Origin of the sequence: Methylobacterium sp. WL119 (genome assembly GCF_008039875.1) — a bacterium.
In the GTDB taxonomy this organism is placed as follows: Bacteria; Pseudomonadota; Alphaproteobacteria; order Rhizobiales; family Beijerinckiaceae; genus Methylobacterium.
In genome coordinates this window covers 1-24,091 of the sequence record NZ_VRUU01000072.1, presented here as the reverse complement: position 1 = coordinate 24,091, position 24,091 = coordinate 1, and the positions used below count along the sequence as shown (strand labels likewise).

At 71.9% G+C, this 24,091-nt stretch carries 17 protein-coding genes and 1 pseudogene; 11 read left to right on the top strand and 7 right to left on the bottom strand.

Annotation, left to right across the window (positions count from 1 at the left end):
- A partial coding sequence (locus tag FV227_RS20830) for an OmpA family protein (protein WP_246688371.1) occupies window positions 1-1,201 on the top strand: 1,201 nt, incomplete at its 5' end.
- 51 nt (window positions 1,202-1,252) lie between these two features.
- Here FV227_RS20830 and FV227_RS30000 read toward each other — a convergent pair.
- Both FV227_RS30000 and FV227_RS30475 read right to left on the bottom strand, forming a co-directional pair.
- Complete coding sequence (locus FV227_RS30000) at window positions 1,253-2,323, bottom strand: autotransporter outer membrane beta-barrel domain-containing protein (protein WP_246686655.1); 1,071 nt, start codon at window positions 2,321-2,323, stop codon at window positions 1,253-1,255.
- Window positions 2,324-2,945: 622 nt separating this feature from the next.
- A pseudogene (locus tag FV227_RS30475) lies at window positions 2,946-3,782 on the bottom strand (phosphatase PAP2 family protein); the annotation flags it as partial.
- Between the two features lie 367 nt (window positions 3,783-4,149).
- Between FV227_RS30475 and FV227_RS29990 the strand changes: the two are divergent.
- The 3 genes from FV227_RS29990 (at window position 4,150) to FV227_RS20815 (ending at window position 7,156) form a co-directional block, all read left to right on the top strand.
- Window positions 4,150-4,314: a hypothetical protein gene (locus FV227_RS29990; RefSeq protein WP_246686654.1), complete on the top strand. Its 165-nt coding sequence runs from the start codon at window positions 4,150-4,152 to the stop codon at window positions 4,312-4,314.
- Between the two features lie 848 nt (window positions 4,315-5,162).
- Window positions 5,163-6,371, top strand: a complete 1,209-nt coding sequence (locus tag FV227_RS20820) for an MFS transporter (RefSeq protein WP_147728774.1) — start codon at window positions 5,163-5,165, stop codon at window positions 6,369-6,371.
- Between the two features lie 11 nt (window positions 6,372-6,382).
- Complete coding sequence (locus tag FV227_RS20815; RefSeq protein WP_147859797.1) at window positions 6,383-7,156, top strand: class I SAM-dependent methyltransferase; 774 nt, start codon at window positions 6,383-6,385, stop codon at window positions 7,154-7,156.
- Window positions 7,157-7,385: 229 nt separating this feature from the next.
- Here the strand turns inward: FV227_RS20815 and dgcA are convergent, their stop codons facing one another.
- Entirely contained in the window at window positions 7,386-8,372 is a 987-nt protein-coding gene (gene dgcA / locus FV227_RS20810; protein WP_147859796.1) for an N-acetyl-D-Glu racemase DgcA, read from the bottom strand.
- The gene (gene dgcN / locus FV227_RS20805; RefSeq protein WP_147859795.1) at window positions 8,369-9,388 is read right to left on the bottom strand and encodes an N-acetyltransferase DgcN; all 1,020 of its coding nucleotides are present in this window, start codon (window positions 9,386-9,388) and stop codon (window positions 8,369-8,371) included. Before dgcN ends, dgcA begins: the two co-directional genes overlap by 4 nt.
- A gap of 187 nt (window positions 9,389-9,575) precedes the next feature.
- Here dgcN and maiA point away from each other — a divergent pair, with 187 nt between their 5' ends.
- From maiA to FV227_RS20785, 4 genes are all read left to right on the top strand, one after another.
- The gene (gene maiA, locus FV227_RS20800) at window positions 9,576-10,223 is read left to right on the top strand and encodes a maleylacetoacetate isomerase (RefSeq protein WP_147727662.1); all 648 of its coding nucleotides are present in this window, start codon (window positions 9,576-9,578) and stop codon (window positions 10,221-10,223) included.
- A gap of 210 nt (window positions 10,224-10,433) precedes the next feature.
- A complete protein-coding gene (locus FV227_RS20795; RefSeq protein WP_147727658.1) occupies window positions 10,434-11,765 on the top strand; it encodes an NAD(P)/FAD-dependent oxidoreductase in 1,332 nt (443 codons plus the stop codon).
- Between the two features lie 373 nt (window positions 11,766-12,138).
- On the top strand, window positions 12,139-12,453 hold the full coding sequence (locus FV227_RS20790) for an EthD family reductase (RefSeq protein WP_147727659.1): 315 nt from the start codon (window positions 12,139-12,141) through the stop codon (window positions 12,451-12,453).
- Complete coding sequence (locus tag FV227_RS20785; protein WP_147727660.1) at window positions 12,450-12,767, top strand: hypothetical protein; 318 nt, start codon at window positions 12,450-12,452, stop codon at window positions 12,765-12,767. The genes FV227_RS20790 and FV227_RS20785 overlap by 4 nt, the downstream gene beginning before the upstream one ends.
- A 52-nt stretch (window positions 12,768-12,819) precedes the next feature.
- On the opposite strand, the gene FV227_RS20780 is transcribed toward FV227_RS20785, so the two are convergent.
- Complete coding sequence (locus FV227_RS20780; RefSeq protein WP_147859794.1) at window positions 12,820-16,140, bottom strand: PAS domain-containing protein; 3,321 nt, start codon at window positions 16,138-16,140, stop codon at window positions 12,820-12,822.
- Window positions 16,137-17,495 (bottom strand): O-antigen ligase family protein, encoded by a 1,359-nt coding sequence (locus FV227_RS20775; RefSeq protein WP_147859793.1) that lies wholly within the window; start codon window positions 17,493-17,495, stop codon window positions 16,137-16,139. The genes FV227_RS20780 and FV227_RS20775 overlap by 4 nt, the downstream gene beginning before the upstream one ends.
- 166 nt (window positions 17,496-17,661) lie before the next feature.
- On the opposite strand from FV227_RS20775, the gene FV227_RS20770 reads away from it, so the two are divergent.
- Window positions 17,662-17,961: a hypothetical protein gene (locus FV227_RS20770; protein WP_147726412.1), complete on the top strand. Its 300-nt coding sequence runs from the start codon at window positions 17,662-17,664 to the stop codon at window positions 17,959-17,961.
- Between the two features lie 35 nt (window positions 17,962-17,996).
- Here the strand turns inward: FV227_RS20770 and FV227_RS20765 are convergent, their stop codons facing one another.
- The gene (locus FV227_RS20765; RefSeq protein WP_147726413.1) at window positions 17,997-18,998 is read right to left on the bottom strand and encodes a GTP-binding protein; all 1,002 of its coding nucleotides are present in this window, start codon (window positions 18,996-18,998) and stop codon (window positions 17,997-17,999) included.
- A gap of 512 nt (window positions 18,999-19,510) precedes the next feature.
- Between FV227_RS20765 and FV227_RS20760 the strand changes: the two genes are divergently transcribed.
- Together FV227_RS20760 and FV227_RS20755 are read left to right on the top strand one after the other, a co-directional pair.
- Window positions 19,511-20,848 carry an efflux RND transporter periplasmic adaptor subunit gene (locus FV227_RS20760; protein ID WP_147859792.1) on the top strand — a complete coding sequence of 446 codons (1,338 nt, stop codon included), beginning with the start codon at window positions 19,511-19,513 and terminating at the stop codon, window positions 20,846-20,848.
- A gap of 34 nt (window positions 20,849-20,882) precedes the next feature.
- On the top strand, window positions 20,883-24,029 hold the full coding sequence (locus FV227_RS20755; protein ID WP_147726415.1) for a CusA/CzcA family heavy metal efflux RND transporter: 3,147 nt from the start codon (window positions 20,883-20,885) through the stop codon (window positions 24,027-24,029).
- The last annotated feature ends 62 nt before the right edge of the window (window positions 24,030-24,091 follow it).

Here is a 24,091-nt window from a genome sequence, read left to right as displayed (position 1 = left end):
GCCCAATGCCGCCCCGCCCAATGCCGCCCCGAACGCCGGCCCCGGCGTGCCCGGACGGCCGGTCCCGCCGCAGGGCGCCGGCCGGTTCGGCCCGGGCCAGGGCAATCCCGGCCAGCCGGGGCTGCGCGGCTCCGACACGCAGCCGGGCGCCCAGCCCGGGCAGCAGGGCTACGATCCGCGCGGCGTGCCGACGGGCCGCGTCGGCGACCGCGACCGCGACGGCTTCAACCGTCCCGGCCGTCCCGGCTACATCCCCGGCGGCTTCAGCACCGACGACGAGGACGTGCGCGACTACGACCGCGTGCGTCGCGACCGCCGCGAGTTCAACGAGGACGGGCGGACCTACATCCGCGAGCCCGGCCGGATCATCGTGCGCGATCAGAACAACTACTTCATCCGCCACGACGAGAACGAGCGCTTCCGCGACATCGGCGGCGGCGGCTACCGCAGCGAGCGGCGCGGGCCGGACACCTACACCTATCTCGACCGTCCCGGCGGCGAGCAGATCGTGACGGTGGTGGACGACGACGGCCGGATGCTGCGCCGCTACCGCCGCTTCCGCGACGGCCGCGAGGTCGTGCTGATCGACAACAGCTACGGCGGCGCCCCGCGCCCGATCTACGAGGACGTGGTCGACCTGCCGCCGCCCGACATCCGCATCCCGCGCGAGCGCTACGTGGTGGATTACGGCGCGGCCGACGAGCGCGCGGTCTACGAGGCCCTGTCGGCCCCGCCGGTGGTGGCGGTCGACCGGCGCTACACGCTGGACCAGGTCCGCTACAGCCCGCAGCTGCGTGCCCGGATGCGCAGCGTCGACATCGACACGATCACCTTCGACACCGCCTCGTTCACGGTCACGCCCGACCAGGCCGCCCGGCTCTCGACGATCGCGGCGGCGATCAACCAGGCGATCCGCGCCAACCCGCAGGAGGTGTTCCTGATCGAGGGCTACACCGACGCGGTCGGCGCCGACGTCGACAACCTGTCGCTGTCGGATCGGCGGGCGCAGTCGGTCGCGACGGTGCTGACCCAGAACTTCCAGGTGCCGCCCGAGAACCTGACCACGCAGGGCTACGGCGAGCAGTACCTGAAGGTGAACACGCAGAACGCCTCGCGCGAGAACCGCCGGGTCACGGTCCGCCGCATCACCCCGCTGCTGCAGCAGAGCGGGGCGCCCCCGGCGGCTCCCCCGCCGCGATAGGATGGGTGTGATGCCGGCCCGCCCCGGGCCGGCATCCGTCGGCAGGCCGGATCAGAACCGGCAGGTGAGGTTGCCCTTCACCGCGTGGTCCTGCGCCCGCGCGCCGGTCTGGCCGGTATAGGCCGCGCCGAAGGTCACGCCGGACGCCAGGCGCAGGTCGAGGCCGACCTCCGCCACCACCGCGTCCCGATCGATCGGGACGCCCGCCGCCAGGAAGCTCGGGTCCGCACCGAAGGACAGCAGCGCCTTCGGCACCACGTCGCCGTACGCCCGGCGGTAGCCGAGGAGCGCGTGCGCCGAGAGCGGCAGGCCGAGGCCGAGGTCGAACGCCGTCTGCCCGCGCAGGCCCGCCGTCAGGGCGGCGAGGTCGTAGTCGCGGGCGGACCCGGTCAGGGCGGCGACGCCGCCGGTCTCCGCGAAGCGGTCGCGGTGGATGCCGACATAGGCGCCACCGACGAAGGGCTCGACGTAGGTCGGGGCTGCCTGCTCCAGCGCGCCGGGCTCCGCGACCTTCGACACCAGCACGGCCGGCGCGGGCGCTCCGACGAGGAACCGGTAGCCGATCTCGCCGAAGCCCTGCACCGTGCTGCCGCCGTAGCGGCCGGACGGCGTGTCGGACACGCTCGGAACGACGACGGTGCGGCGGGTGCGCAGGGATTCGTCGGCGTAGACCGCGCCGAGCCGCACCGAGACCGGGCCGAGCTCGTAGCCGCCGTAGACGCCGCCGAACCCGCCGGTGACGCCGGCCGATTCGCGGCGACCGGCGGTGTCGAGGGCGCTCTCGGCGTAGCCGCCGACGAGCCCGAGCCTGAACCCGCTCGGCAGGCGCAGGTCGAGGCCGGCGGCGAAGCCCGCCAGCGTCCGGTCGAGGCCGAAGGCGTTGCCGCCGCGGGCGCCGCCGAAGGCGCCGAAGCCCTGGCCCCAGACGCCGACCACGGTCGGGTCGAGGATCCGCATCGGCACGGAGGCGACCGGCGGCCGGCTTTCCGGCAGGTCGGCGGAATAGCGCGCCGGCAGGTCGCCGAAGCTCGGCCCGTCCGCCGAACCGGGGGTGACGCCCCAGCGCAGCCGGTCGAGGATCGCCTCGCGGACGAAGAACGCGGTTTGGTAGGACCCGGACACCGCCGAGGCGTGGACGTCGCCGGCAAGCGCCCGGAACGCCCCCTGCGCCTCCGGCGTCGTCAGCCCGACGGTCGCGGCGTAGGCGCCGGCGCCCGGGCCGCCCCTCTTGGATCGCGTCGGCGACCGCCGCCGCGTTGCGGGTCGTGGCGATGGCGGAGAACGGCACGTCGTTGCGGGTCAGGGTCAGATCGACCGCGGTCGGCTCGTAGCGGAGCGTCGGCGTCAGGAAGGCGAAGTTCGATGTCGCGCCGGAAAACCGCCCCGACACGCCCCCGGCCGCATCGAGGATCGCGTAGCGGGTGCGCGGGCCGTAGCTGCCGGCTTGGGCCAGCACCTGCACCGTTCCGCCCGCGAGCGTGGCGGTGCCGGCCACCGCGAGGCGGTCGGACCGGCCGGCGGCGTCGGCCTCGACCTGATAGGCCGAGCCCGCCGCGAAGGCGGCGCTGCCCGCGACCGTCAGGGTGCCGATCGAATGGCCCGGCGCCACCGTGCCGCCCGGCAGGACGGCGAGCCCCCCCACCGTGCCCGAGCCGCCGAGCCGGCCGCCCGCGACGGTGACCGTCGAGACGAGCAAGCCGTCCACGGTCAGGGTTCCGCCGTTGACGAGGGTCGGGCCGGCATAGGTGTCGGTGCCGCCCAGCCGCAGGGCGCCGCTGCCGTTCTTGATCAGGCCGCCGGGGCCGGAGATGTCGTTGTTCCAGCTGTCGCTCGCGCCGTAGCCGCCCTGCGACGCGTCCATGGTCACGGAGACGGTGCTGGCGAAGGCGCCGTAGCCGTCGTTGGCGGCGTAGAGGTTGATCCGTCCCCAGCCGCCGTAGGTGTTCCCGTCGAGAAGCGGATACCCCGAGGGCAGGCCGGTGCTCGCCAGCACGTCCGTCCGCTGGGCGTCGGTCAGGTAGGGGAAGCGGGTGAGGAGCAGGACCTGCGCCTGGACCGGGACCTCCGCGGCGGTCATCGCGGCCTGCGGGCCCGTCGGCTGGAAGCCGTAGGTCATCCGCGCGCGGTAGTTCGCCCTGTTCTGCGCGGCGTCGCCGAAGGGGTCGGCGGCGCTCGACGCAGCCGCCACGCAGGCGCCGACGCTCGCGGCCCCGCAGGAGGCCGCGAGGTAGGACTGGGTCTGCCGGTAGGCTTCGTAGACCGCGTAGGCTGCGGCGTTGGCGGGGTTGGTCCAATCGAGCCGGTTGCCGCTCGCGTCGTAGAGCGCGGCGTAGATGTTCGTGGCGGCGATCGCGGTGGCCTCCATGCGGCCGCCCATCACGTCGAGGGGCGAGTGCATGCCGGCGAGGATGCGGTCGTTGCCGAGGTCGGCGGCGCGGGCGAGCAGTTCCTGGAACTGCTGCGGCACCAGGAAGCCGACGCCGAGCGCCTGGAGCGTGCCGGAATTGGTATGGCCGCTCGGAAAGGCGCCGTCCGCGTAAGGGTTGGTGCCGTTGATGATCGGCTGGAGCAGGGTGGGCACGCTGACGGAGGTCGAGACGCGGTAGGGCCGCGGCGCGGTGCCGACGCCCGGCACGTAGTCGCCGACGCCGAAGGTGGCCGGGGTGAAGGTGCCCACCGCATCGAAGCTGCCGACGTTCGGCGCGGTGAGCGGCCTTCCGCCGTTGGCGTCGACCATCGCCCGGGTCACGGTGAAGCCGCGGACCCAGGCCGCCGTGGTGCCGTAGACGGCGGGGACGGGGAAGCTCGACAGGTAGGCCGGGACGACGAGGCTCGCGGTGTCGGACGCCCTCAGCGCGGTCCGGTTCGTGATCGCGTTGTAGTTGCCGTAGCGGGGGTCCAGCGGGTCGACGGCCGGCGTCGCGCCCTGGTAGCGCTCGAAGATCCGCTTGGCCGGCTCGGTCGAGCCGTTCGCCCGGACCACGTTGTTGATGAAGCTCACCGCCGCGGCGAGCGGCGTCGCGGTTCCGTTGCCGAAGGTGGTCGTCCCGGCGCTGGCACCGGTGCCCAGGCCGATGTCGGCCGCGTATTCGGACAGCGTCGGCGCGGCGTAGGTGGTGGGCGTCAGACGCGCGGGCGTCGTCCCGCCGAACGAGGCGCCGGCGCCCGTGAGATACAGGCCGGTCAGCGGCCCGAGGCCGTTGAGCACGCTGTAGGGCTGCGCGGTCCGGTCGTCGCGCACCGCCGCAAGCGTCTGGTCGGCGGTGCGCGCCCGCGTCATCGATACGACGGTCTGGTAGTTCTGCGTCAGCACCGCGGGGTCGCCCGTCAGGAGCCGCCCGTAGCTGTCGAACAGGCGGTCGAGGACGGTGCCCGGACTCACGGACGTGCTGTTGGGAAAGCCCGGCGCCGGCCCTGCCGGAAGTGCCTGCGCGTCCGCACGGGCCGGCAGGAGGACGGTCGCGCCGAGGAGGGCGGCCTTAAGCGGAACGCGCATGGAGGGTCCATTCAAGCGGCGGGGGTCGAAACGGATGACCGGGCGATCGCGCGCCCTGGGCCGCCGGCCCAGTAGAACGCGCGCTCCAGTTGTATCGATGACGTATTCTGCACCCGAGCCGTCAGGTTTCGCCGGGTGATGCCGATGCGGGCGCTGGTGCGAGCGCCCGTTTCGTCGCTCTGTGCTTGCGGTCACGCTTATCCAGCGGCCGTGTACGTCTTGTGACGGCCCTTCCATCCGGTCGCGAATACCCGGCCTCCGGGTTCGCCGCGGGCGATCGTCTTGGCCGATACGCTGGTCGCGCGGCCGGTGCCGGTGCCGCCGCGGCGGGCTCAGGGATCCGTGCGTCGGCCGGGCGGCCGTGGAAAGCGTCGGAATCGAACCGCCCTGCGCCTCCGGCTGTTGACGCCGGCCCGGGACGCGGCCCAACACCGACGCCGCCACCGGAGCCGGAACCAGGAACGCATGAGCGACGGCGTCGAGCTGATCCGATCGGGCACGCCGGTCTTCCGCCGCACGGCGCTGGCGCTGGCGGCGGCCGGGTTCTCCACCTTCGCGGTGCTCTACGGCGTGCAGCCGCTGCTGCCGGTCTATGCCGACGATTTCGGCGTGTCGCCGGCCGAGAGCAGCCTCGCCCTGTCGCTGCCCTGCGGGGTGCTGGCGGTGGCGCTGCTCTTCGTCAGCCCGATCTCCGAGGTGCTCGGCCGCAAGCCGGTGATGCTGGCCTCGCTCTTCGCCTCCGCCCTCCTCACGATCGTCGCCGCGCTGGTGCCGAGCTGGCACGGGTTCCTGGTGCTGCGCGCGCTGACCGGCCTCGCCGCGAGCGGGTTGCCGGCGGTGGCGATGGCTTATCTCGGCGAGGAGATGGACGGGCGCTCGATCGGCCTGTCGATGGGCCTGCTCGTCGGCGGCAACGCGGTCGGCGGGATGTGCGGGCGGCTGATCGCCGGCATCATCGCCGACCACGCCTCGTGGCGGCTCGGGATCGGCACCATCGGCGTTCTGGCGCTGGTCGCGGCCTTCGCGTTCTGGTGGGCGCTGCCGCCCTCGCGCAGCTTCGTCGCCCACCCGATGCGCTGGCGCGAGGTGCCCGGCACCTTCGGCCAGCACTTCCGCGATCCCGGCCTGCCGTGGCTGTTCGCGGAAGCCTTCCTGCTGATGGGCGGCTTCGTATGCGTCTATAACTACATCGGCTTCCGCCTGCTCGACCCGCCGTTCTCGCTGAGCCAGACCGCGATCGGCGCGATCTTCGTCGTCTACCTGTTCGGCACGATGAGCTCGACGCTCACCGGCGAGGTCGCGAGCCGGCTCGGGCGGCGCAAGGTGCTGTGGCTGGCGATCACCGTGGCGATCGCCGGCATCCTGATGACCCTGTCGCAGAGCCTGTGGCTCGTCGTGCTCGGCATCGTCGTCGTCACCATCGGCTTCTTCGGCGCCCATTCGGTGGCGAGCAGCTGGATCGGCCGCCGCGCCCTGCGCGATCGCGCCCAGGCCTCGGCGGTGTACCTGTCGCTGTACTACCTCGGCTCGTCGGTGCTCGGCACGATGGGCGGCTGGTTCTTCGCCCATTCCGGCTGGACCGGCGTGGTGGCGTTCGTCGGCCTGCTCTACGGGCTGGCGCTCGCCGTCGCGCTCCGGCTCTCGCGCCTCGCGCCGCTGGTGCCGGCGCCCTGAGGGAGGATCCCATGAGCGCCCCCACGCGCCGCCACGAGACCCACGTCGCCGACCGGTTCGGCGCGCAGGCCGCGTCCTACGTCGCGAGCGCGGTCCACGCCGCCGGCGCCGACCTCGACCGCATCGCCGAGCGCATACGAACGGTGCGCCCGGCCCGCGCCCTCGATCTCGGCTGCGGCGGCGGCCACGTCGCCTTCGCGATGGCGCCGCATGCCGGCACGGTCACCGCGCTCGACCTCTCGCCCGACATGCTCGCCGCGGTGGCGGCGGAAGCGGGCCGGCGCGGCTTGCCCAACATCGCGACCGAGGCCGGCTCGGCCGCGGCGCTGCCGTTTCCCGACGCGGCCTTCGACGCGGTCGCGACCCGCTTCAGCGCGCATCACTGGCGCGATGTGCGGGCCGGCCTCGCCGAAGCGCGGCGCGTGGCCAAGCCCGGCGCGCCGGCGCTCGTCGCCGACATCGTCGCCCCGGACGACGCCCTCCTCGACACCCATCTCCAGGCGGTCGAGCTGCTGCGTGATCCCTCGCACGTGCGCGACTATTCGGTGCCCGAGTGGCTGGCGATGCTCGCCGAGGCGGGATTCACCGTCGACAGGATCACCCAGGGCCGCCTGCGCATGGACTTCGCCACCTGGATTGCCCGGATGCGCACGCCCGAGCCGCTGGTCACCGCGATCCGCGCCCTCCAGGCCACCGCCCCCGACGAGGTCGCCCACCATTTCGGCCTCGCGCCGGACGGAAGCTTCTGGCTCGACACGGTGCTGATCGAGGCGGTGGCGGCCTAGGGGCGTCGCAGGCGCCGGGATGGGCCAACCCGTCATTCCGGGGCGCCGCGGGCGAGCCCGGAATCCAGAACCGCCGCGCGCGCGAACCGAGGCACCACCTGCGGCTCTGGTTTCCGGGCTCCGCTTCGCAGCCCCGGAATGAGCGCGCCCGATGTCATGACCATCGCGGTGCCCGACCAGCGCGCCCCTCCCTCCCCTCTTTTGCGGGGAAGGGAGAAGCGGCCGCCCCTCACCCCCAAAGGTCCCGCTCCGGCGGATGGATCGTGCTGCCCTCGAACAGCAGGCCCGGCGTGCGGTCACGGGCGAGGAGCAGCGGGCCGTCGAGGTCGATCGTGTCGGCGTGGTGGGCGAGCAGCATCGCCGGGGCCATGGCGAGCGAGGTGCCGACCATGCAGCCGATCATCAGCGAGAGGCCGCGGGCGCGGGCCTCGTGGGCGAGCATGATCGCCTCGGTGAGGCCGCCGGTCTTGTCGAGCTTGATGTTGATCGCGTCGTAGCGGCCGGCCAGATGATCGAGCCCGGCGCGGTCGTGCAGGCTCTCGTCGGCGCAGATCGGGATCGGGCGCTCGATCCGGCTCAGAAGCCCGTCGTCGTCGGCCGGCAGCGGCTGCTCGATCAGCGTCACGCCGGCGGCGAGGCAGGCCGCGAGGTTGGCCTCGAGCGTCTCCGGCCCCCACGCCTCGTTGGCGTCGACGATGAGCCGGCTGTCGGGCGCGCCGCGGCGCACCGCGGCGATGCGCGCGGGGTCGCCCGCGCCGCCGAGCTTCACCTTGAGCAGCGGCCGGGCCGACGCGTCGCGCGCGGCCGCCTCCATGCTCTCGGGTGTGCCGAGGCTCAGGGTGTAGGCGGTGGTGGCCGGCGACGGCGCCGCGAGCCCGGCGATCTCCCAGGCCGGGCGGCCGGACGCCTTGGCCTCGAAATCGAACAGCGCGCAGTCGAGCGCGTTGCGCGCCGCACCGGGCTTCATCCGCTCCAGCAGCTCGGCGCGGCCGACGCCGGCGGCGATCGCGTCGGCCTGTTCCTCGATCGCCGCGGCCACGCTCTCGACGTTCTCGCCGTAGCGCGGATAGGGCACGCACTCGCCCCAGCCGGCGACCGCCCGCTCGGCGTCGGCGATCCGCGCGGTGACGACCACGGCTTCCGTGCGGCTGCCGCGGCTGATCGTGAAGGCGCCGGCGATCGGGAAGCGATCGACGGCGACCGCGAGCCGCCTCACGGCGCGGTCTCCGGGAACTCGGCGATCAGCCGGTCGACGAGGCCCTCGACGCCGAAGCGCACCGGGTCGGTGGCGGGCAGGCCGTACTCGGCGCCGAGCTTCTCGAGCAGCGCGCGGGCGGGATCCTCCTCGAGGGCCTGGGTGTTCGCGGCGATGCCGGTGGGCCTGATGCCGGGGTTGGTCAGGCTGCCGAGCTGGATCGTCAGGTCGATCACCTGGCGGATCGAGGGCAGCGGGTGCTGGACGCCGCGCATCGTCGTGCGGCTCGGCTCGTGGCAGACCACGAAGGCGTCCGCCTGCGCCCCGTGCAGCAGCCCGAGGCTGACGCCGGCAAACGACGGGTGGTAGAGCGAGCCCTGGCCCTCGATCAGGTCCCAGTGCTTCGGGTCGGCCGCGGGCGCGATCCACTCCACCGCGCCGGAGATGAAGTCGGCCACCACCGCGTCGATCGCGACGCCGCGGCCGGAGATGAACACCCCGGTCTGGCCGGTGGCGCGGAAATCCGCGTCCATGCCGCGCGCGCGCATCCCCTTCTCCAGCGCCAGCACCGTGTACTTCTTGCCGACCGAGCAATCGGTCCCGACCGCGAGCAGGCGGCGGCCCGGGCGCTTGGTGCCCTTGCCGGTGGCGAAGGTCTCGTCGGTGTGGCGCACGTCGTGCAGCGCCCGGCCGCGGCGCGCGGCCGCCTCGGCGATGGCCGGCACCGCGCCGAGGCGCGCGTGCAGGCCGCTCGCAATGTCGAACCCGGCCTCCAGCGCGGCGACGATCTCGGCGACCCAGTGCTCCGGCAGAACGCCGCCGGCATTGGCGACGCCGATCACCATCGTGCGGCAGCCCTTGGCCAGCGCCTCGTCGAGGGTCAGGTCGGGGATGCCGAGGTCGGCCGCGCAGCCCGGCAGGCGGATCTGGCCGATGCACCAGTCCGGGCGCCAGTCGACGATGCCGTAGGCGGTCTTGGCGGCGAGCCGGTCCGGCACGTCGCCGAGGAACATCAGATAGGGCGTCTCGATCTGCATCGGCCGTCATCCCTTGTCGCGCGCCGTGTCGCGCGCGTCGTCGCGGTCTCGTCCCTATCGCGGGATCGCGTCCGCGGGGCAATGCACGATCACGGCCAGACCGCGCTTCGCCGACGCTTCGCCCTTGCGGCCCGCCCGGTTGTGCGGTGTGGTCCCCGCCGAAACCGATGAAGGGCCATGTGGCATGATCAGGATGTACGGCAACTGGCGCTCGGCCGCCGCCTTCCGGGTGCGGATCGCGCTGAAGCTGAAGGGGATCGCCTACGAGGAGACCTTCATCGACCTCGATGCCGGCGACCAGCACGCGCCGGAATTCCGCGCGATCAACCCGCAGGGCGCGGTGCCCGCCCTGTTCGACGGCGACGGGCCGCCGCTGACCCAGTCGCTCGCGATCCTCGACTACCTGGAGGAGACCAAGGGCGGCGTGAAGCTGCTGCCGGCCGATCCGCGGGAGCGGGCGCGCGCCCGCTCGCTGGCGCAGCTCGTGGCCTGCGACACCCACCCGCTCTACGTGCCGCGGGTGCGCACCTACCTGATGGAGGCCTACGATCTCCCTAGGGAGCGCATGATGGGCTTCGTCCGCCACGCCTTCGAGAGCGGCCTGAAGACGCTGGAGACCCGGCTCTCCACGGAGCCCGGCACCGGCCGGTTCAGCCAGGGCGACGCGGTGAGCCACGCCGACCTCTGCCTCGTCAGCCTGTGGGTCGGCACGGGCATCTTCGGGGTGGAGACCGCGCCCTACCCCACCGTGGCGCGCATCGCCGAGGCGTGCCTGGCGCTGCCGGCCTTCGCCGAGGCGCATCCCAAGCGCCAGCCCGGCGCGCCGGCCGCGTGAGGCCACCGCTCGCGGCCGATGCTTGAGCGATAGGCTTGAGGCATGGCCAAAAAATTTTGACGGCGCCCGCCGGATTACGGCCATCCCGGTATGGTCTAGAACCGTTCCGAGATGGCCCCGCCCGGAACGGCGGCACGGGTGGTGCCTGTGCACGGGGGCACCACCGGCGATGAGGCGGCGACGGCCGCACCGAGGAGCAACGAGACAGGCATGGTACCGGGCGAGAACGAACAGGGCCTGCACCGCATCGTCGTGGTCGGCGGCGGGGCGGCGGGCCTTCAGCTGGCGACCAAGCTCGGGGACAAGCTCGGGCGCGGCAAGGACGTCCACGTCACCCTGGTCGACCGGGCGCGCACCCACATCTGGAAGCCGCTGCTGCATGAGGTCGCCGCCGGCAGCCTCGACGTCGGCCACCACGCGGTCGACTACCTGCACCACGCCCACCAGCACCATTTCCGCTACCGCATCGGCGAGATGACCGGGCTCGACCGGACGGCGCGCACGATCCAGCTCGCCGCCAGCCACGATGCGGAAGGCCGCGAGATCACGCCGGTGCGCTCGGTCGGCTACGACACCCTGGTGATGGCGGTGGGCTCCACCACCAACGATTTCGGCACGCCCGGAGTGAAGGAGCACGCCATCGCGCTCGACACCCAGGACCAGGCGGTGCGCTTCCACCAGCGGCTGGTGAACGCGATGCTGCGCGCCCACACCCAGGTCGGCCCGGTGCGGCCGGGGCAGCTCCACGTCACGGTGATCGGCGCCGGCGCGACCGGCACCGAGCTCGCGGCCGAGCTGCACCGCACCGTCCGCGACGTGGTCTCCACCGGCATGGACCGGATCGATCCGGCCAAGGACCTGAAGATCACCCTGGTCGAGGCGGCCGACCGCATCCTGCCGGCGGTGCCGCCGCGGCTCTCGTCCGAGGTGATGGCGCTGCTCGCCAAGATCGGCGTAGAGGTCCGCGTCCAGGCGCGGGTCACGGAGGTGCGCGCCGACGGCGTGGCGCTGGCCGACGGCGCGTTCATCCCGTCCGAGCTCGTGGTCTGGGCGGCCGGCGTGAAGGCGCCGCCGTTCCTGCAGGGCCTCGGCGGCCTGGAGACCACCCGCACCAACCAGCTCGTGGTGACGCCGACGCTGCAGACCACCCACGATCCCGACATCTTCGCGGTCGGCGACTGCGCCTACCTCGTCGAGGCCGGCTCCGACCGGCCGGTGCCGCCCCGCGCCCAGGCGGCGCACCAGCAGGCGACCTACCTGATCAAGCAGATCCCCGCCCGCATCGCCGGGCGGCCGCTGAAGCCGTTCAAGTACCGCGACTTCGGCTCGCTCGTCTCGCTCGGCGAATACTCGACGGTCGGCAGCCTGATGGGGTTCATCCGCGGCAAGAACATGTTCATCGCCGGGCTGTTCGCGCGGATGATGTACCGCTCGCTGTACAAGATGCACGAGCAGGCCCTGCACGGCACGGTGAAGACCGCCCTCGACGCTGCCGCCCGCGCGCTCACCCGCCGCACCGAGGCGCGGGTGAAGCTGCACTGATCGCGATCATCGCCGGTCGGCGTGCAGGGCGGCCCGCTCCTCATGGATACCGTATCCCCACCCCCGGGTGTGGTCTGGCGGAGACCCGCCTCAATCCCGTCATCCCGGGGCTGCGCAGCGGAGCCCGGGATCCAGAGCCGCCGAGATGGCAGGCTCAAGCGCCGTCGGCGGCTCTGGATTCCGGGTTCGCCTTCGACGCCCCGGAAGGACGGGGCGGGCGATCCGGGCCGCTCAGGAAACGTGTGAAACCCTCGGCCCTTGCGGAGGGAATAGAAAAGAGACGTCGCGAGCGCCTCCGTTGCGCTGACAGGCATTCGGTGGTTCCGTGCCGGCGGCGCGCGGCAGACGCGCCGCCAGGGAGTGTTCGACAGCCATGATCCTCGTCAGCGTGATGTATCCGGCCGGTCCCCGGTTCGACATGGACTACTACCTCGGCCACCACATGCCGCTGGTGCGCGAGCGCTGGTCGCCCCTGGGCCTGCACGAGGCCAAGATCGTGCGCGGCGTCGGCACGCCGGACGGCAAGCCGGCCCCGTTCCAGGTGATGGCGCTGCTGACCTTCGAATCGGCCGACGCCTTCACGAAGGCCGCGGCCGAGCACGGCCCCGAGATCTTCGGCGACATCCCCAAGTTCACCGACGCCCAGGCCGCGGTGCAGATCAACGAATTGCCCGAGGCGACCGCGTGATCGACATCGTCCAGGCGGTCCAGGCCGCCGACCCCGGCCTCGGCACCCGCGTGATCGTGCTGCGCCCGGATTCGCGGGCGCTCGCCACCGCCGAGGCGCTGGTGCCCGAGGCCGAAGCCTGGATCGCCGAGAACGCGCCCGGCGCCCGCCTCGTGCGCAAGACCATCCTGCTCGCCCCCTATCCCGGCGCCATGCCGGCCGAGCGCGAGGTCACCGTGATGGCGTTCGCGGAGGCGCAGCACCTCGCCGCCTTCGCCACCGCCTGGACGGCCGACCCGGAGCCCGAGGACGACGCGGCCGCGCCGGAGGCGTAGGGGCCCCCGTCGCCGGTCCCTCCCCCACCCGTGAGGGGGAGGGAAACGGGCGTCAGGCCGCCTTGAGCTTGTGGATCGTGCCCAGCACCTCGGCCCGCTGGATCTCGAGCCGGTGGATGAGCGGGCGCAGGTCGCCGTCGCCGTGGGCGGCGGCCTCGATCTCGCGGCACAGGCGCGACAGCCGGGTGAAGCCGAGCATGCCGGCGGCCGAGACCAGCGCGTGCGCGTCGTGGGCGACCTGGACCCGGTCGTCCTCGTCGGTGCGGAAGCGATCGCGCAGCTCGCTGCCCATCAGGTCGAGCAGCGTCGCCACGCGCTCCGGCCCGAAGCCGTCCTTGAGGGCGTCGAACACCGCCGGGTCGAGCACCGCGTTCGCGCCGTCCGGCGCCGGGATCGGGGCGGCCGGGCGGGCCTCCCGCTGCGGCCCGGTCCAGCGCGCGATGGTGGCGTAGAGGTCGGCGCGCCGGAACGGCTTGCCGACATGGTCGTCCATCCCGGCCGCGCGCAGGTCCTCGATCTGCTTCGGAAGCACGTTGGCGGTCATCGCCACGATCGGGATCTCGCGGGCCGGCGACGCCAGCGCGCGGATGTGGCGCGTCGCGGTCAGGCCGTCCATCACCGGCATCTGCACGTCCATCAGCACGAGGTCGTAGCCCCTGCCCTGCTTCAGCGCCGCCTCGACCGCGACGATCGCCTCGGCGCCGTCCTCGACCACGTCCACCACGTAGCCCTGCGCCTCGAGCACCGCGCAGGCGAGCTCCTGGTTGAGCGGCACGTCCTCGGCGAGAAGCAGCCGCACGGCGCGTCCGGCGGGGCCCGTGGCCGGAGCCGCGGACGTTGCCGCCGCGACCCCGGTCTCCTCGCCCGGCGGCAGCGTGAGGGTGAACCAGAAGGTCGAGCCGACGCCCTCGCGGCTGTCGACGCCGATCTCGCCGCCCATCAGCGAGAGCAGGTGGCGGCAGATCACCAGGCCGAGGCCGGTGCCGCCGAAGCGCCGGCTGATCGAGCCGTCGACCTGGCTGAAGCGCTTGAACAGCCGGTCCTGCTGCGCCGAATTGATCCCGATGCCGGTGTCGATGACCTCGAAGCGCAGGTCGTGGCCGCGCGCCCCCGAGCGCTCGCGCCGGACCACGAGGGTCACCGAGCCGACGGGGGTGAACTTCACCGCGTTGTTCAGCAGGTTCAGCAGCACCTGGCGCAGCCGGCTCGCGTCGCCGAGGACGAAGGCGGGCAGATCCGGGTCGATCCGGGTCTCGATCCGCAGGTTGCTCTTCAGCGCGCCGCCGCGGACGATCGAGACGGTGTTGTCGATCACCGAGACCAGCGGGAACGAGACCGGGTCGAGGGTCAGCTGCCCGGCCTCGATCTTCGAGAAGTCGAGGATGTCGTTGACAACGGTGAGCAGCGCGGCGCCCGAGCCCTGGATCAGCTCGAGCCGGTGACGGTCCTCCGCCCGCAGGTGGGTCTCGTCGAGCAGCATGTCGGCGTAGCCGAGGATGCCGTTCAGGGGCGTGCGGATCTCGTGGCTCATCGCCGCGAGGAAGTCGCTCTTGGCCTCGCTCGCGCGCTCGGCCTCGGCACGCGCGGCCTGGGCCTCGGCGGTGATCGAGCGCAAGGCCACCTCCGCCGACTTGCGCTCGGTGATGTCGATGTGGAGGCCGACCATCCGGTACGGGCGGTCGTCGGCCCCGAACAGCGGCCGGCCGCGGGCGTAGACCCAGCGCTCGCCGACCCGGAACTCGGCGGCGTAGGTGGTGCGGGTGTCGATCGCGTGCCGGATCGCGTCCCAGACCTCGCCGACCTGCTCGGGATCGACCAGGGCCGTCCACGCGGCGGTGGTGATGCCGCGCGGCTCGCCGTCCTCGGGCAGCCCGTAGATGCGCAGGCTCTCGGGCGAGAGCAGGCTCACCCCGGTCTGCATGTCCCAATCCCAGGTCCCGGCCTCGGCCGCCTCCAGGGCGATCCGCAGCAGGCCGCGGGCGTCGTGCTCCGCCATCCGGGCGGTGACGATCTCGTCGATGTCGAGCGCCGTGCCGAGCCACTCGATGACGGTGCCGTCGGCCATCAGGTGGACCGGCGTCATCGTCAGCTTGTGCCAGCGATAGGTGCCGTCGGCGCGGCGCAGGCGCCATTCCCCGGAATAGGCGGTCTCACCGGCCTGCGCCGCCCGCCACGCCGTCGCCATGGCGGGCGCGTCGTCGGGATGGTTGCAGGCGACCCGCGCGGCGCGGCCGGTGCCGATCGGCCCGTAATACGCGTGGAACTGGGGGTTCGCGTAGGTGATCTCGCCGTCGCCCGGCCGCATCGCCCAGACCAGCAGCGGCAGGGTGTCGGCCAGCCCGCGATAGCGGCTCTCGCTGCGGTGGACGTCGGCCTCGGCCCGCCGGCGCGCGGTGATGTCGATCATCACGCCGAACAGGCCGGTGACCGCGCCCGCGGCGTCGGTCTCGCAGGTGCCGCGCACCACCACGTCGCGCTCGGTGCCGTCCGGCCGCAGGATGCGGGCGTCGAAGGCGAAGTTCTCGGCCCGCGCGATCGCGTCGCCGACGACGGCGATCAGCCGCTCCCGGTCGTCGGCGTGATAGATCTCGGCGAAGGTCGAGAGGTGCGGCGGCGCGGTGGCGGGGTCGAGCCCGGCGATCTCGTAGAGCCCCAACGACCAGATCGGCTGACCCGCCGGCAGCGGGACGCGCCAGTTGCCGATGCTGGCGAGCTGCTCGGCCATGGTCAGCAGGTGGTTGGCGCTGGCCTGCGCCGCGGAGCGCTCCGCGATCTCGGCCGTCTGGCACTCCAGCTGCGCCTCGTGCGCGCTGCGCAGGGCCATCTCGCGCCCGAGCGCCGCGTTCGATTCCGAGAGGCGCAAGTGCGCGACGACGATCTCGGCGAGGTCCTGCAGCGCGACGCCGTCCTCGGCCGAGAAGTCGCGCAGCCGCGAGTCGACGAGGCAGAGGGTGCCGACGCGGATCCCGGGGGCGAGGCTCAGGGGCGTGCCGGCATAGAACCGGGTTGCCCCCGCCGTGCCGTCGACGAGCGGGCTGCCGGAGAAGCGCGGGTCGAGCCGCGCGTCCGGGACGACGTGCACCGCGTCCGTCTGGATCGTGTAGGTGCAGAAGCTCTTCTGCCGCGGCAGCTCGCCCGGCACCAGCGCGCACGGCGTCTTCAGCCATTGCCGGTCGGCGTCGATGAACCCGACGAAGGCGGTCTCGACGCCGAACAGGCGGCAGGCCGTGCGGCACACCGCCTCGAAATGATCCTCCGGCGGCGTATCCAGGATCCCGAGCGCCAGCAGCGCCGCGACGCGCTTCGCCTCGCGCGCCGCCTCGTCCGCCGTCGTTTCGTCGTCCCTGGCCTGAAGCGCCTCTGTGCTGCTCACGTTCGCGCGTCCCCCGCCGGCATCTCCCCGAGGCGCCGGCCCATCGCATCATCCCGATTCCGGACCCGACCGGGCCGATCGCCCTCGCGCGGCGCCGAGGCGGGCGCGCGGCGCCCGTCCCGCGCGGCCCAGCGCCGGCGCGCCGCCTCCAGCGCCCATACCATGCCGAGCATCATGTAGACGTGGCGCCACTTCTCGATATCGATCTGCAGCGCCTGAAGGAAGAACATCAGCAGCGCCGGCCAGACGATCTGCGCGTGCGCGCGGAACGGCGAGGGCCGGGCGAGCAGGCGGAAGCCGACGAACCCCGTCGCCGCGACGAGGGCGAGGAAGACCGCGCCGCCGAGCCAGCCGCCGTTGGCGAAGCTGCCGATGTAGGAATTGTGCGGCTCCAGCCCGAAAGTCAGGCGCCAGTGCATCGGCCCGAGGCCGAGCGGGCGCTCGAGCAGCATCTCCATGCCGCGGAGCTGGTTGCCGAAGCGGCCGGTCTCGCCCTCGTCGTAGTCCTGGCTCACCGCGGCGCGGGTGGCGAACATCTTCTGGACGCTGTCGACCGAGAGCAGGGCCGCCATCGCGACGGCGCCGAGCGCCAGGGTCGCGAGGCTGAGGAGCACGATGCGCCGCCGCAGCCGCGCCGACCCGCAGGAGGCGTAGACCGAGCCGACCATCAGCAGCGTGGCGACGACGGTGCCGCCCCACGAGCCGCGCGAGAACGACAGGAAGATCCCGACCAGGATGATCAGCAGGCCCGCGAGCGCGAGCACCGGGCGCCGGGCGGTCGCCGTGATCAGGCCGTGCATCAGGTAGAGCGCGCCGAGCGTCAGGAACGAGCCGAACACGTTCGGATCCTGGAAGGTGCCCGAGGCGCGGTCGTACTTGTAGAACAGGTCCTCGATCCCGAGCCATTGCAGGTAGCCGACGATGCCGAGCGTGGCCGAGAACACGCAGCTCGCCGTGTAGGCCTTGAGCGCCAGCTCCATGCGGGCCTGGGTGTCGTCGGAGAAGAACATCACGAAGAAGACGCCCGTCACCGAGAGGTAGATCAGCTGGATCGTCCAGGTGACCGGGAAGTCCTCGTCGAGAAACGGGATCAGGCCGACGACGATCGCACCGAGATAGAGCAGCAGCAGCACCACCAGCGGCACCGCCCCACGGTGCAGCCGGATGCCGAGGCAGGCCCAGAGCAGGATCGTCGGGATCGCGATCACGTCGTAGGGCGAGGTCTCGGAGAAGGCGAAGCAGGCGAAGAACACGAACGCCGCGAGGAGCGCGCCGGCGAAGCCGTGGACGACCCGGATCAGCGGGACCCGGCCGACCTGCGGCAGGACGAAGCCCGGAACGGCGGTGCTGGCCATGGCTCACGCGGGCTCCGCGAGCCTGGAACGCGGGCCCGCACGACGACGGGTCCTTCATGGGACGGAAAGGTTGATATTCGGCTGACGGGCGCCTGCGGCGCGCTCGACCGGTCGGGAGCGAACGCCTATCGTGCCTCGATCATCGCGACGTCGAGGACCAAGCCCGATGGCCGACACCGCAACACCGCTTCCCCCGGATCTGGAAGAACTGATCGGCCGTATCCGTCGGCAACGCGAGGAAAGCGAGAAGTTCGTGGCCGAGCAGAAGAAGCTCATGGCCGAATCGATGAAGCTCGAGCTCGAAGCGAAGAAGTTCGAGCACGAAGCCAGGAAGCTCGAGCACGAGGCGCGGAAACTCGAGCGCGACAGGATGCTCGCACCCTGGCAGATCGCGCTCTCCGGCATGGCGGCCGGCGCGGCCTTCTTCGGCGCCGGTGCCGCCTTCGTCAAGCTGATCGGATCATGACGCCCGCGTCGACCATGATCCGCTTCGCATAAGCCTCAGGCCGCGCAGTCCAGGAACCCGCCCTTGATCGCCTCGGCGTCGAGCTTGCGGCCGATGAACACGACGCGCGACGAGCGGTCCTCGCCGGCCTTCCATTCGGCCTGCAGGTCGCCGTCGAGGATCATGTGCACGCCCTGGAAGACGAAGCGGCGCGGCTCGTCGGGGAACGCGACGATGCCCTTGCAGCGCAGGATGTCCGGGCCCTGGATCGTGGTGAGGTTCGAGATCCACGGCATGAACTTCTCCGGGTCGACCGGGCCGTCGATGCGGGCCGAGAACGACTGCATGTCGCCGTCGTGGTGATGGTGGTGCCCCTCCTCGAGGAAGTCGGGCTCGAGGTCGAGGATGCGGCCGAGGTCGAAGGCGTTGCGTCCGAGCACCGCGTCGATCGGCACGTCGCAGTTCGTGGTGCGGTGGAGCTTGGCGTAGGGGTTGATCGCGCGGATCTCGCCCTCGACGCGCGCCATGTCCGCCTCCGAGACCAGGTCGGCCTTGTTGAGCAGGATCACGTCGGCGAAGGCGATCTGGTTGCGGGCCTCGGGCGCGTCCTTCAGGCGCTCGGACAGCCACTTGGCATCGGCGACCGTCACCACGGCGTCGAGGCGGGCGGCGTCGCCGACGTCCTGGTCGACGAAGAAGGTCTGGGCGACGGGGGCCGGGTCGGCGAGCCCGGTGGTCTCGACGATGATCGCGTCGAACTTGCCCCGGCGCTTCACCAGCCCGTCCATGATGCGGATCAGGTCGCCGCGCACGGTGCAGCAGACGCAGCCGTTGTTCATCTCGAACACCTCCTCGTCGGCGCCGACGACGAGGTCGTTGTCGATGCCGATCTCGCCGAACTCGTTGACGATCACGGCGTAGCGCTTGCCGTGGTTCTCGGTGAGGATGCGGTTGAGCAGCGTGGTCTTGCCGGCGCCGAGGTAGCCGGTCAGCACGGTGACCGGGATCTTCTCGGAGGTGACCGACTCGGCGTTGGCGGGGCTCTGCGATCCGGACATGGGCGACTCTTCCGACGGGTGATGCGGTGGGCGCCCGCGCTCGCGCCGGGCCGCCGATGACATGTCATATCGTATCATCGGACCGCGGATGGAAGCACCCGAGCGGACGCCGCCCCGCCTCCCGCGGCCGGCATGCGGCTCCGTCGCGAGACCGTCGTGAAGACCTGCCACGACCCATGGCCATGACCAAGCGGTGCCGTTTCCGGTCGCGGCCTCGCCGCGGACCGCGCGGGCGACCGCACGCACGAGCCCGATGTCCCGCGAGCCCGATATCCCGAACGTGATCGCCTCGACCCGCCTCGATCGCCTCCCGTCCGCGCTTCCGCACCGCCGGGCCATTGTGCCGCCCGGATGCGCGGGATATCGGCGCCTCGGGGAGCCGCCCGTCCCGGGCCTGCCTTAGAAAAGCACCATCGATCGGTTCGATGCATCGGGACGGGTTCCCGCGTTCGACCGCTCCGCACCGGCCCACAACCATCAAGCACCTCCCTCGACCCGAAGACGACAGCGCGATGGACGCCCGCACGCCACTCGATCCCGACACCGACGCGCCGGCGGCCCGGGCGCACGGCCCGCGCCGCCAGGGACTGCTGCCGATCGCGGTCGTGCTGTCGCTGGTGGTCGCCGCCGTCGCCGTGGTCGCGGTGTTCCCGCAGCCGGTGCACGGGTTCCTCGAGACGGTGACGACCTACGCGCGCGGGATGCTCGGCGGCACGAAGGGCGAGGACACCGGCGAGGCCGACGCCCCGCCCTCCTCGGCCGAGCGGATCTTCCGGCCGACGCCGGAGCAGCGCACCACCTTCGAGATCCATCCGGTGGCGACGATGACCTTCCGCCCGGAAGGCTCGGCCGAAGGGCGCATCGCGCTGAACGACGACGACAACGTGCCGGTGGCCTCGCCCTATTCCGGCCGCGTCACGAAGGTGCTCAAGCGCGCGGGCGACGACGTGAAGGTCGGCGACGTGCTCCTCGTCATCGAGGCCACGGACATGGTCCAGGCCCAGAACGACTACCAGAGCGCGCTCAACACCATCCAGAAGCAGCAGGCTCTGCTCAAGCTCGACCAGACCATCGCCGCCCGCCAGCAGGAGCTGTTCGCGGCCAAGGCGGTGGCGCTCAAGGACTACCAGTCGGCCCAGAACGACGTGATCGCCGCCCAGAGCGACCTGAAGACCGCGCAGGCCTCCCTCGACGCGGTGCGCAACCGCCTCAAGCTCCTCGGCAAGACCGACGCGGAGATCGCCGCCTACGAGAAGAACGGCACGATGAGCGCCGAGACGCAGATCCAGGCGCCGATCGCCGGCACCATCGTGCAGCGCAAGGTCGGCATCGGCCAGTACCTCACCACCTCGAGCGACCCGGCCTTCGTCATCGGCGACCTGTCCACGGTGTGGCTGATCGCCAACGTGCGCGAGAGCGAGATCCCGAAAATCCGCATCGGCCAGGAGGTCGAGGCGCGGGTCGCGGGCTTCGGCACGCGGGTGTTCAAGGCGCGGGTGAACTACATGTCGTCGAGCCTCGATCCGGCGACGCGGCGCCTCGCCGTGCGCAGCGAGGTCGACAACCCGGATCGGTCGCTGCGCCCGGAGATGTTCGCCACCTTCACCATCATCACGGGCAAGCCCCAGCCCTCGCCGGCCGTGCCGCTCGCCGCGGTCGTCTACGAGGGCGCGAGCGCCCACGTCTGGGTCGCCCGGCCCGACGGCGCGATCGCGGCGCGCGGCGTCAGCCTCGGCCTGGTCAACGGCGACAACGTCCAGGTCGTCGAGGGGCTCGCCGCCGGCGAGGAGGTCGTCACCCGCGGCGCGCTGTTCATCGACCGCGCCGCGTCGGGCGACAAGGCGTCCTGACCGGACCGGAACCGCCGGAAGGGCACCCGACGCGATGAACAGCCTGATCGTCTTCTCGCTGCGCCAGCGCGTGCTGGTCTGCCTCGGCTTCCTGGTGATGCTGGCGCTCGGCTACGCCAGCTACACCCAGCTCAACATCGAGGCCTATCCCGATCCGGTCCCGCCGCTCGTCGACGTGATCACCCAGAATCCCGGCCAGTCGGCCGACGAGATCGAGCGCTACATCACCATTCCGCTGGAGGTGGCGCTCGCCGGCATCCCCAACGCGCAGGTGGTGCGCACGATCTCGCTGTTCGGCCTGTCCGACGTGAAGGTGCAGTTCAACTACGAGTTCACCTACGAGGAGGCGCTGCAGCGGGTGCTCAACCGCCTGTCGCAGGCCCCGCCCCTGCCGAACGGCGCCACGCCGCAGATCTCGCCGACGAGCCCGGTGGGCGAGATCATGCGGTACAAGCTCGTCGGGCCGAAGGGCTTCTCCTCCGCGGAGATGAAGACCCTGCAGGACTGGGTGCTGCAGCGCCGCTTCAAGGCGATCCCCGGCGTCGTCGACGTGACCGCCTTTGGCGGCAAGGCCAAGGAGTACGAGATCGCGGTCGACCTCAACCGCCTCCAGGCCCAGGGCATGACCCTGGTGCAGCTCGTCTCGGCCCTGAACAACTCCTCGATCAACGTCGGCGGCCAGACGCTGAACGTCGGCGAGCAGTCGGCCGTGGTCCGCGGCGTCGGCCTGATCCGCGACATGGACGACATCCGCGACACCATGCTGACCCAGGTCAACGGCACGCCCGTGCTGGTGCGGGACGTCGCCGACGTGCGCGTCTCCAACGCGCCGCGGCTCGGCATCGTCGGGCACGACGGCTCGAGCGACATCGTCGAGGGCATCGTCCTGATGAGCCGCGGCGGCCAGAGCCTGCCGACGCTCCGGCGGGTCGAGGCCGAGATCGAGAAGATCAACGCCTCGACGATCCTGCCGCCGGACGTGAAGATCGAGCGGATCTACGACCGCTCCGGGTTGATCCACACCACCACGCACACGGTGATGCACAACCTCGTCTTCGGCGTGGTGCTGGTCTTCGTGGTGCAGTGGCTCTTTCTCGGGTCGCTGCGCAGCGCGATCATCGTGGCGGCGACGATCCCCTTCGCGCTCGGCTTCGCGATCCTGATCCTGGTGGTGCGCGGCGATTCGGCGAACCTCCTCTCGCTCGGCGCGATCGATTTCGGGCTGATCGTCGACGCCACCGTGATCATGGTCGAGAACGTGTTCCGGCACCTGGCCGAGCCGCACCACACGGAAGGGCAGCCCGCACCGGGGGGCCTCACCGGGCGGCTCGGCACCATCGCCATCGCCGGCTCGGAGGTGAACCGGGCGATCTTCTTCTCGGCGACGATCATCATCGTCGGCTTCCTGCCGCTGTTCACGATGTCGGGCGTCGAGGGCCACATCTTCGGGCCGATGGCCAAGACCTACGCCTACGCGCTGGTAGGCGGCCTGCTCGCGACCTTCACGGTCTCGCCCGCGCTCTCGGCCGTCATCCTGCCGAGGCACGTGGAGGAGCGCGACACCCTGATCGTGAAGGTGCTGCGCTTCGGCCACGAGATCATCCTCGGCTTCGGCCTGCGCAACCGCATCCTGTCGATCGCCGTGACGGTGGCGATCCTGCTGGTCTCGGGGCTGGCCGCGCGGAACCTCGGCCTCGAGTTCCTGCCCAAGCTCGAGGAGGGCAACCTCTACGTGCGCGGCACGATGCCGGCCTCGATCTCGCTGGAGGCCGGCAACGCCTACGTCGAGCGGCTGCGCAAGATCTTCACCGAGGTGCCGGAGGTCGTCACCGTGATCTCGCACCAGGGACGGCCGAGCGACGGCACCGACGCCACCGGCTTCTTCAACGTCGAGATCCTGGCCCCGCTCAAGCCCATCGACGAATGGCGCAAGGGGCTCGACAAGGAGCAGCTCATCGCCGGCCTGTCGAAGCGCCTCGACGCCGAGTTCCCCGGCATCGAGTTCAACTTCTCCCAGTACATCGAGGACAACGTCCAGGAGGCGGCCTCGGGCGTGAAGGGCGAGAACTCGGTCAAGGTCTACGGCACCGACCTCGCCGCGATCACCAAGGCGGCCAACGACGTGAAGGCGGTGCTCGCCACCGTGCCCGGCGTCACCGACCTCTCGGTCTTCGCCTCGCTCGGCCAGCCGACGGTGCGCATCGATGTCGACCGCCACAAGGCCGCCCGCTACGGCCTCTCGATCGGCGACGTGAACACCACGATCGCCGCCGCGATCGGCGGCCAGACCGCGGGCGACCTCTACGAGTACGGCTCCGACCGGCATTTTCCGATGCGGGTGCGGCTCGCCCGCGAGTACCGCTCCTCGCTGGCCACCATCCGCAACATCACCATCGGCGCCGCCAACCCGAACGGCGGCGTGGTGCAGGTGCCGCTCTCCGAGATCGCCGACGTCGACCTCGTCTCGGGCGCCTCGTTCATCTACCGCGAGGACCAGGAGCGCTACATCCCGGTCAAGTTCTCGGTGCGCGGGCGCGACCTCGGCGGCACCGTGCTGGAGGCGCAGCGGCGCGTCGCCGACGAGGTGACGCTGCCGGCAGGCTACCACCTCGAATGGGTCGGCCAGTTCACCAACCTGCAGGACGCGGTCACCCGCCTCAGCCTCGTGGTGCCGATCACCCTGGTGCTGATCGCGCTGCTGCTGTTCATCAACTTCAACTCGGTCGCCGACATGCTGCTCGGCCTGTCGGTGATCCCGATGGCGATGATCGGCGGCATCTTCGCGCTGGCGCTCACCGGCACCCCGTTCTCGATCTCGGCGGCGATCGGCTTCATCGCCCTGTTCGGCATCTCGACGATGGAGGGCGTGATCCTGCTCGCCTACTACAACCAGCTGATGGAGGAGGGCTGGCCGCGCAAGGAGGCCGTCTGGCACGCCTCGATCGTGCGGATGCGGCCGGTGATGATGACCTGCGTCGCCGCCTGCGTCGGCCTGCTGCCCGCGGCGGTCTCCACCGGCATCGGCTCGCAGGTGCAGAAGCCCCTGGCGCTCGTCGTCGTCGGCGGCATCCTGCTCGCGCCGAACCTGATCCTGGTGGTGGTGCCGGTGCTGATCTCGCTGTTCTCGCGCCGCCGGCCGAACCCGCTCGCGACCCCGGCCGTGCACCGGGCGGCGGCGTGATGGTTTTGATCAGGACGTTGCCGCGCCCCTTCCCTCCCCCCTCTGCGGGGGCGGGTGGGCCT

What these genes read in the sequence shown, in the direction of transcription:
- FV227_RS20775 (WP_147859793.1), bottom strand. Translation starts at nt 17,495, where the DNA reads ATGGCCAGCACCGCCGTTCCGGGCTTCGTCCTGCCGCAGGTCGGCCGG.
- FV227_RS20815 (WP_147859797.1), top strand. Translation starts at nt 6,383, where the DNA reads ATGAGCGCCCCCACGCGCCGCCACGAGACCCACGTCGCCGACCGGTTC.
- dgcN (WP_147859795.1), bottom strand. Translation starts at nt 9,388, where the DNA reads ATGCAGATCGAGACGCCCTATCTGATGTTCCTCGGCGACGTGCCGGAC.
- FV227_RS20755 (WP_147726415.1), top strand. Translation starts at nt 20,883, where the DNA reads ATGAACAGCCTGATCGTCTTCTCGCTGCGCCAGCGCGTGCTGGTCTGC.
- FV227_RS20760 (WP_147859792.1), top strand. Translation starts at nt 19,511, where the DNA reads ATGGACGCCCGCACGCCACTCGATCCCGACACCGACGCGCCGGCGGCC.
- FV227_RS20765 (WP_147726413.1), bottom strand. Translation starts at nt 18,998, where the DNA reads ATGTCCGGATCGCAGAGCCCCGCCAACGCCGAGTCGGTCACCTCCGAG.
- FV227_RS20795 (WP_147727658.1), top strand. Translation starts at nt 10,434, where the DNA reads ATGGTACCGGGCGAGAACGAACAGGGCCTGCACCGCATCGTCGTGGTC.
- FV227_RS20770 (WP_147726412.1), top strand. Translation starts at nt 17,662, where the DNA reads ATGGCCGACACCGCAACACCGCTTCCCCCGGATCTGGAAGAACTGATC.
- FV227_RS20790 (WP_147727659.1), top strand. Translation starts at nt 12,139, where the DNA reads ATGATCCTCGTCAGCGTGATGTATCCGGCCGGTCCCCGGTTCGACATG.
- FV227_RS20820 (WP_147728774.1), top strand. Translation starts at nt 5,163, where the DNA reads ATGAGCGACGGCGTCGAGCTGATCCGATCGGGCACGCCGGTCTTCCGC.